Genomic DNA, 12,113 nt, shown 5'->3' with positions numbered 1-12,113 from the left:
GGCGGCACCACCTACGCCCCCCAGGCCCACCAGGCCACCAAGGCCCAGCAGATCGCCATCGGCGAAAAGGTCCTCGCCGCCCAGGGCCCCGGCGCCTGGCCCGTCTGCTCCGTCAAGGCCGGCCTCACCAAGTAACACCCCACCCCCACACACCCCACCCACCGGGCAACCCACCCACCCGGCCCACGACAACGCCGCTGCACCGACCACACCACCGGTCAGGTCCAGCGGCGTCGTGCATCCCCCCCACACCCCCACGGATGCGCAAAACCCACACCACGCGCGAGACGGACCCGAAAAGGTGTCGCCGCCCGGCCGCCGCTGTGGAAGGGTTCGGCCAGTCGGACCGGACGGTCCGGTGCCGCGCCCCTGCCCGCGCCCGGCGCACAGCTCGCACGCGCGCGCCCATCGGAGGAACGTCCGGATGACCCTGCCCGCACGTCTGGTCCCCCTGCTGGAACAGTTCGACTTCGCGCACCGCCGCCTCTCCGACCGGCTGGCCGGACCGGTGATGGACAGCGGCAACGGCACGGACGTCCCGGTCGGGCCGCTCACCGACGACGAGTACCTCTGGGAGCCGGTCCCCGGCTGCTGGTCGGTCCGCCGCCACGCGGACGGCCCCGGGGAGCGCGCCGCCCTGCTCGTCGGCCCCGGCACCTGGGGCCGCGACGCCTCACCGGCCCCGCACCCCGTCCCGCCTCCCTTCACCACCCTCGCCTGGCGACTGAGCCACCTGACCGAGATGCTGGCGCTGCGCGCCGACCACACGACCGGCACCCGCTCGCTGACCAGGGACGACCACCCGGTGAGCGGCGACGCCGACTCCGCGGTCAAGGGCTTCGACAGCGCGGCGGGCGCCTGGCGGGCGACGCTCCTCGCGACCGACGACGCCGCGCTCGACACCGTCGGCCACAGCGCGTACCCGTACGGCAGCGACCCGGAGGATCCGTTCCTCGACATCGTCTGGTGGGTCAACCAGGAGCTGCTGCACCACGGCGCGGAGATCGCCCTGCTCCGCGACCTCCACCGCTCCCACGCGCGGCCGGAACCGCTCTCCTGACCGGAGCCGCCGACCCGGACCGGTTACGCGGGCCGGTCGCGCGGGCCGGTGGTCACGCGGGCCGGGCCGGCAGGGGGAGCGGCAGCGCGGGCAGCCCGTCGAGGCTGGTGCCGACGTACGGCTTGCCCTCGCAGTAGGTGTTGAACTCCTCGTCGGTCTTCCGCCCGAAGTACTGCGTGTGCAGGTCGCGGTCACCCTGGTAGTCCATCAGCGGCACCGCGAACCCGCAGGAGTCGCTGACCCGCTCCGCCACCACCAGCACGATCGCCCGCAGCCCCGCCCCGTCGACCGCCGGGTCGAACTCGCCCAGCAGCCCCGCGAACCGCGGGTCGTCGCGGAACACCGCCTCGCCCTTCCCGTGCACCCGGACGACCGTCGGCGGCCCGTCGAACGCGCACCACATCAGCGTGACCCGCCCGTTCTCCCGAACATGGGCGAGCGTCTCCGCCGTGGAGCCCCCGAAGTCCAGATAGGCGAGGGTGAGTTCGTCGATCACCACCAGCGTCCCCGCCCGTCCCTTCGGCGAGACGTTGACGTGCCCCTCGCCCGCCAGCGGAGCGCTGGCGACGAAGAACACGGGCTGTCGCTCGATGAACCCGCGCAGGCGGCCGTCGATCTTCTCGTATGTCTTTCCCATACGGCCATTCTGGCGACTGCGCCGACCGGGCCGATCGGATATTCGCCATCCGGGACACTCCGGGGCGGCGCTCCCGCCTGCGGCTTCCCGCCCCGACCGGCCGCGACCCCACCGGGTTGACTATCCTTTGGGGCCTGTTCGCTTCCGATGTTCTACCAGGGTGAGGGGAGTCGGGTCTTGGCCGACACCGGGCTGCTGGCCCACCAGCGTCAGGCGCTGATCGCCGAGATGGTGCGCCGCAGCGGGGCCGTGCGCGTCGCCGAGCTGGTCGATCAGCTGGGCGTCTCCGACATGACCGTGCGCCGCGATCTCGATGCGCTGGAGCGTTCGGGTGTGGTGAAGAAGGTGCACGGCGGCGCGGTCGCCGCCTCGGGCACCGCCATCGACGAGCCGGGTTTCGAGGCGAAGTCCGGTCTGGAGTCCGCCGCCAAGGCCGCCGTCGCGGAGACCGCGGCGACGCTGGTCGAGCCGGGGAGCGTGATCGCCATCGCGGCGGGGACCACCGCCTACGCGGTGGCGGCCAGGCTCCTGCACGTGCCGCGGCTCACGGTGGTCACCAACTCCCTGCCCGTCGCCGAGCTGATCCGCTCGGCCGGTGAGAAGGGTGAGCCGGGCTCGCCCTCGCTGCTGCTGACCGGCGGTTCGCCGACGCCGTCCGCCGCGCTGGTGGGCCCGCTGGCCGACCTGGCCGTCCAGTCCCTCCACGTCGACCTGCTGATCCTGGGGGCCCACGGGGTGTCCGAGAAGGCCGGCCTGACGACGCCCAACCTCGCGGAGGCCCAGACCAACCGGGCGCTGGTCGCCTCCGCCCGGAGGGTCGCCGTGGTGGCCGACCACACGAAGTGGGGGGTCGTCGCGCTCAGCGGCTTCGCCACGCTCGACGAGATCGACGTCTTCGTCACGGACTCGGAACTCAACGCCCAGGCCCGCAGCACGCTCGCGGAGACCGTCGGGGAGCTGGTCGTCGCACCGCTGCCGGAGGCATGACCGCCCGACCGGCAGCGGCGGCCGGGCGCCGTTCCGCCGGACCGAGTCGGCGCCGTCGGCGATGAGACCGCGCCGCCGTTCCCGGACGCCGGGGACGGCGGCGTCGAGCGCCCTCGTCACACCCTTCACGCGGTCGCCCCGGCCTGCGCCGACCCGTGGCACGAGACCGCCCTCGGCGCAGGCCGGGCCGGGACGCCGCGCACACCCGGCGGCCGGAGGCCGGCCGCGCCGTCCCGACCTCCCGGGCAGCCCGAACGGCCTGCGGTCCCACCGCTGGTTCGCGCCACAACGGACCGCCTCAATCCATCAGAACCCAACCCATTCAAACGTCATGTGAAATATCACACCTTGCATGTGCTCGCCGTCAAGCCCTGGCAGCTGTCGAGATCGAGCCGTGACATGCCATATGGGACAAGCAAGTCGCGAATGGACAGGTCCATGCACACCTCTTGAGGGCGCCTCACGGGCATGCCTATGCTGCGTTGCTTTCCGTTTGAAAAACAGACAGAAAGCACCATCTGGCTCCCCCACCCACCTTGGAGCACCCATGCGCAGACCCGCGCCGCGTCTCCTGCCGCGCACTCTGCTCGCCCTCACCCTGGCCGCGTCCGGGCTGGCCGCGACCGCCCTCGGTCCCGCCGCGGCGACGGCCGCCACCGGCCGCGCCCCGAGCGCCGGACAGGCCGGCCCGACCTCTCCGGAGGCGACGGGTACGGCTCAGGACGGCGGACTCGCCCCCACCCCGCCCATGGGATGGAACTCCTGGAACACCCTCGGCACCGGCGTCACCCAGGAGGAGGTCGTCCAGACCATCGACTTCATGTCCTCCCGCGGCCTGGTCGCCGCCGGCTATGACACCGTCACCGTCGACGACGGCTGGTCAGTGGGCCACCGCGACGGCCAGAGCACCGACCTGGTCAAGAACTCCTACGGCGCGATGCAGCTCTACGACGCCGCGGGCAACCCGGTCAGCGGCACCGACGGCACCGGGTCCGACCCGACCACCGGCCACCTGGTGCCCCACCCGGACCGCTTCCCCTCCCGCGTCGTCGACGGCCGGACCGTCAACGGCATCGAGTACCTGTCCTGGTACGCCCACCGCAAGGGCATGAAGTTCGGTCTCTACGCCACGACCACGTACACCACGTGCCAGGGCCGTCCCGGCAGCCTGGGGCACGAGAGCGTCGACGCCGCCGACTTCGTCGCCTGGGGCGTCGACTTCGTCAAGTACGACGACTGCCCCTACGGGCCGCCCGTCCTGGGTCCCGACGGCCACAACTACGGCACCCAGGGCCAGGGCAGGGAGCTCACCCGTTCGATCTACGCCCGGGTCCAGGACTTCCGCCGCGCCCTGGACGCCGCCTCGGCCGCCCGGAACAGCCCCCGGGTGACCCTCAGCGTCTCCGCCCAGCCCGTCCACACCGGCGTGCCCCACCTGCTGGCCGGCGACGACCCGGCCCGTACCGATCCGGTGGTGGTCGCCGCCGGAACCCCCGCCCGCGAGGCGCCCGGGTACGCGCCGACCGGCGTCTGGTGCGGCCAGGTCGCGAGCCTCTGCCGGATCGGCGGCGACCGCGGCCCCGACCTCGAAGGCGTGCTGTACAACGGACAGTTGCGGACCTCGCTCGGCTACCCCGGCAACGTCCGGCCGGGCAGCTGGAACGACATGGACATGATGTTCGCCGGTTGGCAGGATCCGTACGGCCTGTACGGGGTCACCGACCACTGCACCTGCCACAAGCCGATGACCGACACCGAGTCGCGCAGCGAGATGGCGATCCTCGCCATGATGGCCTCCCCCTTGATATCCGGCACCGATCTGCGCACCGCGGCGGACTCCGTGCGGACCGACGAGGGGTACACCTGGTCCACCGGCATCTCCGACTCCGCCCTGGCGATCTACAAGAACGCCGACGTCATCGCGGTCGACCAGGACCGTCTCGGCAAGCCCGCCACCCTGGTCGGCGCCCCGCCGACCAGCAGCACCGCCCCGCTCGTCCTCAAGCGCCCCCTCGCGGACGGCGACACGGCCGTCCTGCTCGTCAACCAGGACCCGGCCGGCTCCCGCACGATCTCCACCACCCTCGCCGAACTCGGCCTGACCGGCCCGGGTTACACGTCCAAGGAGCTCTGGACCGGGGCCACCGGCACCGTGACCGGCGCGCTCGGCGCCCAGGTCGCCCCGCACGGCGTCGCCATGTACCGCCTCAAGGCGCTGCCGACCACCGTCCCGGCCGCCGTCATCGGCGACGGCCGGTACCACGGCATCAGCGCGGGGGGCACCGGCGGCCAGGCCCTGGAGGTGCGCGGCACCTGCAGCTCGCCCGACGGCTCGACCGTCGGCGTCAACACCTGGTGGAGCTGGCACACCTCGGAGCAGTGGATGTTCAGCCCCAACCCCGACGGCACCGTGCACATCACCGACAACTGCCGCACCGACACCCAGGTACACGGCACGCTGACCGGAGGCAACGGGCCCGGCTGGGCCGTCTGGGTCCTCAACCGGCACGACCCCGCCAGCCCGCACCAGAAGTGGCGGGTCGTCCAGGACACCGCGACGGGCGCGCTGACCATCACCAACGTCGCCACCGGGCTGGCCCTGAACGCCCCGCAGGCCGCCCCGACCTCCACGGTCGTCATCAGCCCGCCGGACCCGGCCGCCGCAGGCCAGGCCTGGACGCTGCTCTCCTGAGCCACCGCTCCCGCACAGCCGCACTCCCGCACTCCCGCGTTCCCGCACAGCCGCACAGCCATGGTTCCCGCTCCCCCGCACCAGGGGCGCCGGGCCCGGCCCTCCGGCCGCCCGGCGCCCTCCCCGAACCAACTTCCCTGTGCACCAGCCAGTTCGGTTCCGACCCCATGGAGGACTCGTGCGATCCCCCAACCGCAGGCCGGCCCGCCGCGCAGCGACGGCGCTGACCGCCCTCGCCCTGTTGGCCGGCGGCACCGCCCTGACCACCGGGCTCCAACTCGCCGCCGCGCCCCCGGCGGCAGCCCTCGACAACGGCCTCAACCTGACGCCCCAGATGGGCTTCAACAACTGGAACTCCACCTACTGCGGCGCGCAGTTCAACGAGGCGATGATCAAGGGCATCGCCGACATCTTCGTCAGCAAGGGCCTCAAGGCGGCCGGGTACCAGTACGTCAACCTCGACGACTGCTGGGCACTGCCCGACCGCGACGCCGCCGGCAACCTCGTCCCCGACCCGGTGCGCTTCCCCCACGGCATCAAGTCCCTCGCCGACTACGTCCACGCCAAGGGCCTGAAGTTCGGCATCTACTCCAGCGCCGGCGACCACACCTGCGACGTCAAGGGCTTCCCCGGCGGCCTCGGCCACGAGCAGCAGGACGCCAACCTGTGGGCCTCCTGGGGTGTGGACTACCTCAAGTACGACAACTGCAACAACCAGGGCGTCAACGCGCAGACCCGCTACAAGGCGATGGGCGAGGCGCTGAAGAAGACCGGCCGCCCGATCCTCTACAGCATCTGCGAGTGGGGCAGCACCGGCCCGTGGAACTGGGCGCAGCCGGTCGGCAACTCCTGGCGCACCACCGGGGACATCAGCGACACCTGGCAGAGCATGATCTCCATCGCGCAGGCCAACCAGGGCCTCGCCGGATACGCCAAACCCGGCGCGTTCAACGACCCCGACATGCTGGAGGTCGGCAACGGCGGCATGACGGGCACCGAGTACCGGACCCACTTCAGCCTCTGGGCCCAGATGGCCGCCCCGCTGATGATCGGTACCGACCTGCGCACCGCCGAGCCGGAGACGTTCGAGATCCTCACCAACACCGACGTGATCGCGGTGGACCAGGACCCGCTCGGCCGGCAGGGCACGGTGGTCTCCCGGGAGGGCGGGCTCGTGGTCATGAGCAAGCCCCTGGCGGACGGCAGCCGCTCGGTCACGCTGACCAACGAGGGCTCCTACGACACGACCGTCACCACCACCGCGCAGGCCGTCGGCATCGGCGGCGCGACCTCCTACACCGTCAAGGACCTGTGGTCGAAGAAGTCCACCACCGGCGACGGCACCCTCAGCGCCGTCGTGCCCGGACACGGCACCGCGATGTTCCGCGTCACCCCGCGGTCGCCGGTCTCGCCGCCGAACGGGATGACCCAGCTCAGTGACCTGCCGTTCGGCTCCGTGACCAACATGTGGGGCCCGGTCGAGCGCGACCGCAGCAACGGCCAGCACGAGCGGGGCGACGGACAGACCATCAGCATCCGCGACACCGCCTACCCGAGGGGCCTGGGCGTGCACGCCGGCAGCGACATCACCTTCCACCTGGGCGGCACCTGCAGGAACCTCGTCACCGACGTGGGGGTCGACGACGAGGCCTACGGCAACGGTTCGGTCGTCTTCCAGATCTACCGGGACGGCACCAGGGTCGCCGACAGCGGCACGCTCACCGGCAAGGACCGGGCCAAGCGGCTGACCGCCGACCTCACCGGCGCGAACGAGCTGCGCCTGGTGGTCACCGACGCCGGTGACGGCACCAGCTGGGACCACGCCGACTGGGCGGGTGCGCGGATCGCCTGCGGCAACGGCCCGGCGGCTGGCACGCACCAGCTCTCCGACCTCGCCTGGTCCTCCGCGGGCAACAGCTGGGGCCCGGTCGAGAAGGACATGAGCAACGGCGGCAACCAGGCCCGGGACGGCCGGACCATCACCATCGCCGGCACGACGTACGCCAAGGGCCTGGGCGTCAACGCGTTCAGCGAGATCGTCTACTACCTCGGCGGCGCCTGCTCCTCGGTCACCACCGAGGTCGGGGTGGACGCCGAGGCGGAGGGCCGGGGCACCGTCTCGTTCGAGATCTACAAGGACGACGTCAAGGTCGCCGACAGCGGCCGGGTCACCTCGGCGACCCCCGCGAAGCGGCTGACGGCCGACCTGGCCGGGGCGAACGAGCTGCGGCTGGTCGTCACCGACGGCGGTGACGGCACCAACAGCGACCACGCCGACTGGGCCGCCCCGGTGCTCACCTGCTGACACCGGCACGACGACGGGAGCCCCCGCGCCGTCCGGCGCGGGGGCTCCCCTGTGGCCGGGCGCGGCAGGACCGCGGCGTCACCGCTTCATGTAGACGCTGTCCATGAACTCGATGATCTGCCGGTCGGTCAGGCGCTGTCCGTCGCGGTGGCCCATCGCCAGGTCGGCCTCGCTGATCATGCCGACCAGCCGCTCGCCGTCGATGACCGGGATCCGGCGGATCTGGTGCTGCTCCATCTTGCTCAGCACCGCGTCCATGCTGTCCTCGGCCCTGACGCAGTGCAGGTGCCCGGCGAGTTCCATGGCCGTCATCCCGGCCGGGTCCCGCCCTTCGGCGATACATCGCAGGACGATGTCGCGGTCGGTGATGATGCCCTTCAGCTTCTGGTCGTCACCACAGATCGGGAGGGCGCCGACGTTCATGTCGCGCATCATCATGGCGGCCTCGGCGAGCGTCTGGTCGGCGCGGATGCACTGGGCGCCGGTGTGCATGATGTCTCGGGCAGTCGTCACGGGGACTCCTCCTCAGGATCTCCCCCCGAGCACCGGGCAGTCCGGTGCGTTCACCATAGGCACGACGCCGCGGGCCCGCGAGCCCACCGCCCGCGGGCCCGGTGACCGGCCGGTCACCGCCGGGGCCCGGACGGGCCGATACTGGAAGCGTGACGGAGCAGCCGGCCGGTACGTCCGGTGGAGCGACGACGACCCGCGACGTGGTGGACGAGGCGGTCCGGGCCCGGCCCGCGACGGCCCTGCGCCCGTACGTGGCCTGGTACTCGGGGTACCGCCAGCGCGGACTGGCGCCCGCCCTGCACCGGGGCCTGCCGTCCCCGTACCTGACCTTCATCCTCACGCTGGACGAGCCGCTCACCATGGCGGGCCACCCCGACCCGGCGCAGCCCCCCGGGAGCTTCACCACCCTGGTCGGCGGCCTGCACACCGCCCCGGCCCTGATCACGCACGACGGCCGCCAGTCCGGCATCCAGCTCTCGGTACACCCGCTGGCGGCGCGCGCCCTGTTCGGTCTGCCCGCCGGGGAGCTCGCCGGGCTGGACGTGCCGGCCGAGGCCGTGCTCGGTCGGACCGTCGAACGGCTCCAGGACGCCGTACGGGCGGCGGCCGGGTGGCCGGAGCGGTTCGCGGCGCTGGACGGCGCGCTGCTCCGGCTCGCGCGCCCGTCCGGCCAGGTGCCGCCGGAGGTCGTCCGGGCCTGGCACGTGCTGCGGCGCAGCGGCGGGGCGCTTCCGGTCGCGGACCTCGCCCGCGAGACCGGCTGGAGCGGGCGGCACCTCCAGGACCGGTTCCGCCGGGAGACCGGGCTGACCCCGAAGGCCGCGGCCCGGGTGATCCGGTTCGACCGGGCCCGCCGGCTGCTGGTCCCGACCGGCCCGGTGCCCCGGCTGGCGGAGCTGGCCGTGCGGTGCGGCTACTTCGACCAGGCGCATCTGGCCCGCGAGTTCCGTGCGCTGGCCGGGTGCGCGCCGAGCGTCTGGCTGGCCGAGGAGGGCTCGGACGAGGTGAAGTTCCGAAACGTCCAAGGCGAGCCGGTCGTGGCGGCGCCAGAGTGGGACGCATGACGGCCGACCGGCCGGGCGTCCGCCCCGTCCCGGCCGCCGCTATCCCGAGGAGGCATCCGCCATGGACACCGAGACCACCGACACCGGGGCCACGAGCACCGCGGCCGCGAGCGGCGGGGCCGCACCGGCCCCCCAGGTTTGGCCGAGCCTGCGGGCCGCCGACGCCCGGGCGCTGATCCGCCACCTGGTGGAGGCGTTCGGATTCGAGGAGGTCGTCGCCTACGGCGAGGGCGACTTCGTCACGCACGCCGAGCTGGCCTGGCCGGAGGGCGGCGGGGTGATGCTGGGCTCCGAGCGGCCGACGCCCGAGGGCTCCGCCCCCTGGCCCGGCGGTCCGGGATCCTTCACCGCGTACGTGGTGACGGCCGACCCGGACGCCGTGCACGCGCGGGCCGTCGCCGCCGGGGCGCGGATCACCGCAGCGCCCGCCGACACCGACTACGGGTCGCGGGGCTTCGCCGCCGCCGACCCGGAGGGCAACCACTGGCACTTCGGAAACTACCCGGGCGCGCCCCGCCCGTCGGCCGGGTGACCCCGGTGGCCGACCACCCACCGGCCGGCCACGCACCGTTCGACGGCGGCCCGGCCGCCGTCGAACGGCTGCGGGCGATCTGCCGGGCGCTGCCGGAGGTCGACGAGCGGGTCAGCCACGGCGAGCCGACCTGGTTCGCGGGCACCGGCCGGCGGGCGCGGGTGTTCGTGATGCTCGCCGACCACCACCACGACGACCGCCTCGCGTTCTGGTGCCCGGCGGCGGCCGGTGCCCAGGAGTTCCTGACCGCCGAGGAGCCCGACCTGTTCTTCCGGCCCCCGTACGTCGGCCACCGGGGCTGGATCGGCGTCCGTCTCGATCTTCCGGCGCTCGACTGGGAGCGGGTCGAGGACCTGGTCGGGGACGCCCACGCACTGGTGTCGGGCCGGGCCGGCCGGCCGAGCTAACGCCCCTTTTAGGTCGGGTGACCTATTTTTCTCTCATGACCACCTCCGACACCACCGAAGCCACCGCGGCCACCGGCAGCACCGACCACGCCGGCACCCGCCCCGCAGGCGTCCACGACGCCCTCACCCACGACCCCGACGGCCCCGTCCTGCTGGTCGGCGGCTACGGAACGGTCGGCGGGGAGCTGGCCCGCCTGGTCGCCGCCGACCACCCCGTCCTGCTCACCGGCCGGACGGAACAGCGCGCCGCCGCCCTCGTCCAGCAGCTCGGCGGCGCCCCGCACGCGGCCTTCCGCCGCTGGGACCTCGCCGACCCCGCGCCGTTCACGGCTGCGGTGCGCGCCGTCGTCGGCGTCGTCAACGACCCCGACGACCGGGTCCTGCGAGCCGCCGTCCTGGGCGCGGTCCCGTACGTGGACGTCACCCGCTGGACGGCCCGGCTCCAGCGGGCCACCACCGTGGCCGCCCTGCTGCGCCCGACCGCCCCGGTCCTGCTCTCCTCCGCCTGGATGGGCGGGGTCACCAGCCTGGTCACCGCCGCCCTGGCCGAGCGGCTCGGCGGCGCGGAGCGCGTCGAGACCGCCGTCCGCTGGGACCTCGCCGACCGCGCGGGCGCCGACTCCGTCGAGTTCATGGACCGCCTCGGTCTGGACTACGAGGTGATCCGTGACGGCCGCCGCCGCCCGGTCACCCCGCTCAGCGACGCCCGGACCGTCCGGGTCGGCGCCCACCCCACCCGGGTGGCCTGCATCGACACGCCGGAGCAGTTCACCCTGCCACTCGTCCTGGGCACCGCGACCGCCGTCACCCGGATCGGATTCAGCTCCCTGACCAGCACCCGCGCCCTGCTGGCAGCCAAGCACAGCGGCTTCTTCCGCTGGGGCCGGGGCGACCGGTGGGAGCCCGCCCGCCGGGCCCTCCTCCACTCCCCCGGCGAGGGCGGCACCGCCCTCGTACGCGTCGACGTCTCCCACGCCGGCCGGACCCTCAGCGCCGTGATCGAGGACCGCGCCGGACAGGCCCACCTCACCGCCGTCGGCGCCCTGCTCGCCCTGCGCCGCGTCCTCGGCACCGACGGCGCCGCGCCGCCCGTCGGTGTGGCCTTCCCCGAGCAGGCCCCCCGGCCCGCCCGGGTCCTCCCCGACCTGGCCGACCTCGGCGTCACCGTCGAGGTCCGGTCCGCCCACGACACGAAGGCGGCCGCATGACCTCCGCACCCGGCCCCGACGCCGAAGCCGCCCCCGACCCGCTTCCCGACCCCCTCCCGGACCCGTCTCCCGGAACTGCGACCGGCGGACGGGGACGGAAGGGGGCGCAGCGGCGGACGGAACTGCTCGACGCGGCGGAGGAGGTGCTGGTCACCGGGGGCGGGGCGGAACTCTCGATGCGGGCCGTGGCCACGGCCGCGGGGGTCCGGCTCGGGCACCTGCAGTACTACTTCCCCACCCACGCCGACCTGGTGGCAGCCGTACTGGAGCGGGTGCTCGGCCGCTCGGCGGAGCGCCTGGCACCGCTGCTGGCGCCGGGCACGGACGACCGGGCCGGGGAACTGGTGACGGCGTTGCTGGCGGAGCAGGAGGACGCCCGGCTGGTGCGCCTGTTCGCCGAGGTGTGGGCACTCGCGGCGCGGGACACGGCGGTGGCGGGCGCGGTCCGGCGGTTCTACGACGAGTACCGGGAGCAGGTGGCGGCGTTCCTGGCCCGGACCCGGCCGGAGCTGCCGGAACAGGTGCGCCGGGCCCGCGCGGCGGTCTTCGTCATGCTGGTGGAGGGAGCCGCCCTGTTCCGCTCCGGGGTGGCGGGCGACCGGGAGCCTGCCTCCGACGGGGAACTGCTCCGGGCCGCGCTGGCGCTGCTCGGCCCCTGAGTCGGCGGCTCCCCCGGGCAGGGTCGCGCCGGATCGGGAGTACGGGCAG

Annotated in this window: 12 protein-coding genes and 1 pseudogene; 11 read left to right on the top strand and 2 right to left on the bottom strand. The window is 73.8% G+C overall.

Going from position 1 to position 12,113, the window contains the following annotated elements; translation table 11 throughout:
* Nucleotides 1–51 precede the first annotated feature (51 nt).
* Both PUR61_RS45525 and PUR61_RS26245 read left to right on the top strand, forming a co-directional pair.
* Entirely contained in the window at nucleotides 52–135 is an 84-nt protein-coding gene (locus PUR61_RS45525) for a hypothetical protein (RefSeq protein ID WP_443035189.1), read from the top strand.
* A 289-nt stretch (nucleotides 136–424) separates the two neighbouring features.
* The gene (locus PUR61_RS26245; protein WP_329881867.1) at nucleotides 425–1,060 is read left to right on the top strand and encodes a DinB family protein; all 636 of its coding nucleotides are present in this window, start codon (nucleotides 425–427) and stop codon (nucleotides 1,058–1,060) included.
* A 52-nt stretch (nucleotides 1,061–1,112) separates the two neighbouring features.
* Here PUR61_RS26245 and PUR61_RS26240 read toward each other — a convergent pair whose 3' ends face one another.
* The gene (locus PUR61_RS26240; RefSeq protein WP_329881866.1) at nucleotides 1,113–1,697 is read right to left on the bottom strand and encodes a pyridoxamine 5'-phosphate oxidase family protein; all 585 of its coding nucleotides are present in this window, start codon (nucleotides 1,695–1,697) and stop codon (nucleotides 1,113–1,115) included.
* A gap of 177 nt (nucleotides 1,698–1,874) precedes the next feature.
* On the opposite strand from PUR61_RS26240, the gene PUR61_RS26235 reads away from it, so the two are divergent.
* From PUR61_RS26235 to PUR61_RS45520, 4 genes and pseudogenes are all read left to right on the top strand, one after another.
* Nucleotides 1,875–2,684, top strand: coding sequence for a DeoR/GlpR family DNA-binding transcription regulator (locus tag PUR61_RS26235; protein ID WP_329881865.1), 810 nt, complete (start codon nucleotides 1,875–1,877; stop codon nucleotides 2,682–2,684).
* Nucleotides 2,685–3,231: 547 nt separating this feature from the next.
* Nucleotides 3,232–5,376, top strand: coding sequence for an alpha-galactosidase (locus PUR61_RS26230; protein WP_329881864.1), 2,145 nt, complete (start codon nucleotides 3,232–3,234; stop codon nucleotides 5,374–5,376).
* Between the two features lie 178 nt (nucleotides 5,377–5,554).
* A pseudogene (locus PUR61_RS26225) lies at nucleotides 5,555–7,228 on the top strand (NPCBM/NEW2 domain-containing protein); the annotation flags it as partial.
* Nucleotides 7,220–7,681: an NPCBM/NEW2 domain-containing protein gene (locus tag PUR61_RS45520; protein WP_443035236.1), complete on the top strand. Its 462-nt coding sequence runs from the start codon at nucleotides 7,220–7,222 to the stop codon at nucleotides 7,679–7,681. The pseudogene PUR61_RS26225 and the gene PUR61_RS45520, both read left to right, overlap by 9 nt.
* Nucleotides 7,682–7,759: 78 nt before the next feature.
* Here PUR61_RS45520 and PUR61_RS26220 read toward each other — a convergent pair whose 3' ends face one another.
* On the bottom strand, nucleotides 7,760–8,194 hold the full coding sequence (locus PUR61_RS26220) for a CBS domain-containing protein (RefSeq protein WP_329881863.1): 435 nt from the start codon (nucleotides 8,192–8,194) through the stop codon (nucleotides 7,760–7,762).
* Nucleotides 8,195–8,343: 149 nt separating this feature from the next.
* Here PUR61_RS26220 and PUR61_RS26215 point away from each other — a divergent pair, with 149 nt between their 5' ends.
* The 5 genes from PUR61_RS26215 (at nucleotide 8,344) to PUR61_RS26195 (ending at nucleotide 12,064) form a co-directional block, all read left to right on the top strand.
* Nucleotides 8,344–9,258 (top strand): helix-turn-helix domain-containing protein, encoded by a 915-nt coding sequence (locus PUR61_RS26215; protein ID WP_329881862.1) that lies wholly within the window; start codon nucleotides 8,344–8,346, stop codon nucleotides 9,256–9,258.
* A gap of 61 nt (nucleotides 9,259–9,319) precedes the next feature.
* The gene (locus PUR61_RS26210) at nucleotides 9,320–9,790 is read left to right on the top strand and encodes a VOC family protein (RefSeq protein WP_329881861.1); all 471 of its coding nucleotides are present in this window, start codon (nucleotides 9,320–9,322) and stop codon (nucleotides 9,788–9,790) included.
* A 5-nt stretch (nucleotides 9,791–9,795) separates the two neighbouring features.
* Nucleotides 9,796–10,197 carry an MmcQ/YjbR family DNA-binding protein gene (locus PUR61_RS26205; protein WP_329881860.1) on the top strand — a complete coding sequence of 134 codons (402 nt, stop codon included), beginning with the start codon at nucleotides 9,796–9,798 and terminating at the stop codon, nucleotides 10,195–10,197.
* Nucleotides 10,198–10,232: 35 nt separating this feature from the next.
* Nucleotides 10,233–11,405: a saccharopine dehydrogenase gene (locus PUR61_RS26200; RefSeq protein WP_329881859.1), complete on the top strand. Its 1,173-nt coding sequence runs from the start codon at nucleotides 10,233–10,235 to the stop codon at nucleotides 11,403–11,405.
* Nucleotides 11,402–12,064, top strand: a complete 663-nt coding sequence (locus tag PUR61_RS26195; protein ID WP_329881858.1) for a TetR/AcrR family transcriptional regulator — start codon at nucleotides 11,402–11,404, stop codon at nucleotides 12,062–12,064. The genes PUR61_RS26200 and PUR61_RS26195 overlap by 4 nt, the downstream gene beginning before the upstream one ends.
* Nucleotides 12,065–12,113: the final 49 nt, after the last annotated feature.

Source organism: Streptomyces sp. BE20 (assembly GCF_036322525.1).
Lineage (GTDB): Bacteria > Actinomycetota > Actinomycetes > Streptomycetales > Streptomycetaceae > Kitasatospora.
Note: the sequence above shows the minus strand (reverse complement) of the source record. Positions and strands in the feature narration are given on the sequence as shown.

What these genes read in the sequence shown, in the direction of transcription:
- PUR61_RS26245 (WP_329881867.1), top strand. Translation starts at nt 425, where the DNA reads ATGACCCTGCCCGCACGTCTGGTCCCCCTGCTGGAACAGTTCGACTTC.
- PUR61_RS26240 (WP_329881866.1), bottom strand. Translation starts at nt 1,697, where the DNA reads ATGGGAAAGACATACGAGAAGATCGACGGCCGCCTGCGCGGGTTCATC.
- PUR61_RS26230 (WP_329881864.1), top strand. Translation starts at nt 3,232, where the DNA reads ATGCGCAGACCCGCGCCGCGTCTCCTGCCGCGCACTCTGCTCGCCCTC.
- PUR61_RS26210 (WP_329881861.1), top strand. Translation starts at nt 9,320, where the DNA reads ATGGACACCGAGACCACCGACACCGGGGCCACGAGCACCGCGGCCGCG.
- PUR61_RS26200 (WP_329881859.1), top strand. Translation starts at nt 10,233, where the DNA reads ATGACCACCTCCGACACCACCGAAGCCACCGCGGCCACCGGCAGCACC.
- PUR61_RS26195 (WP_329881858.1), top strand. Translation starts at nt 11,402, where the DNA reads ATGACCTCCGCACCCGGCCCCGACGCCGAAGCCGCCCCCGACCCGCTT.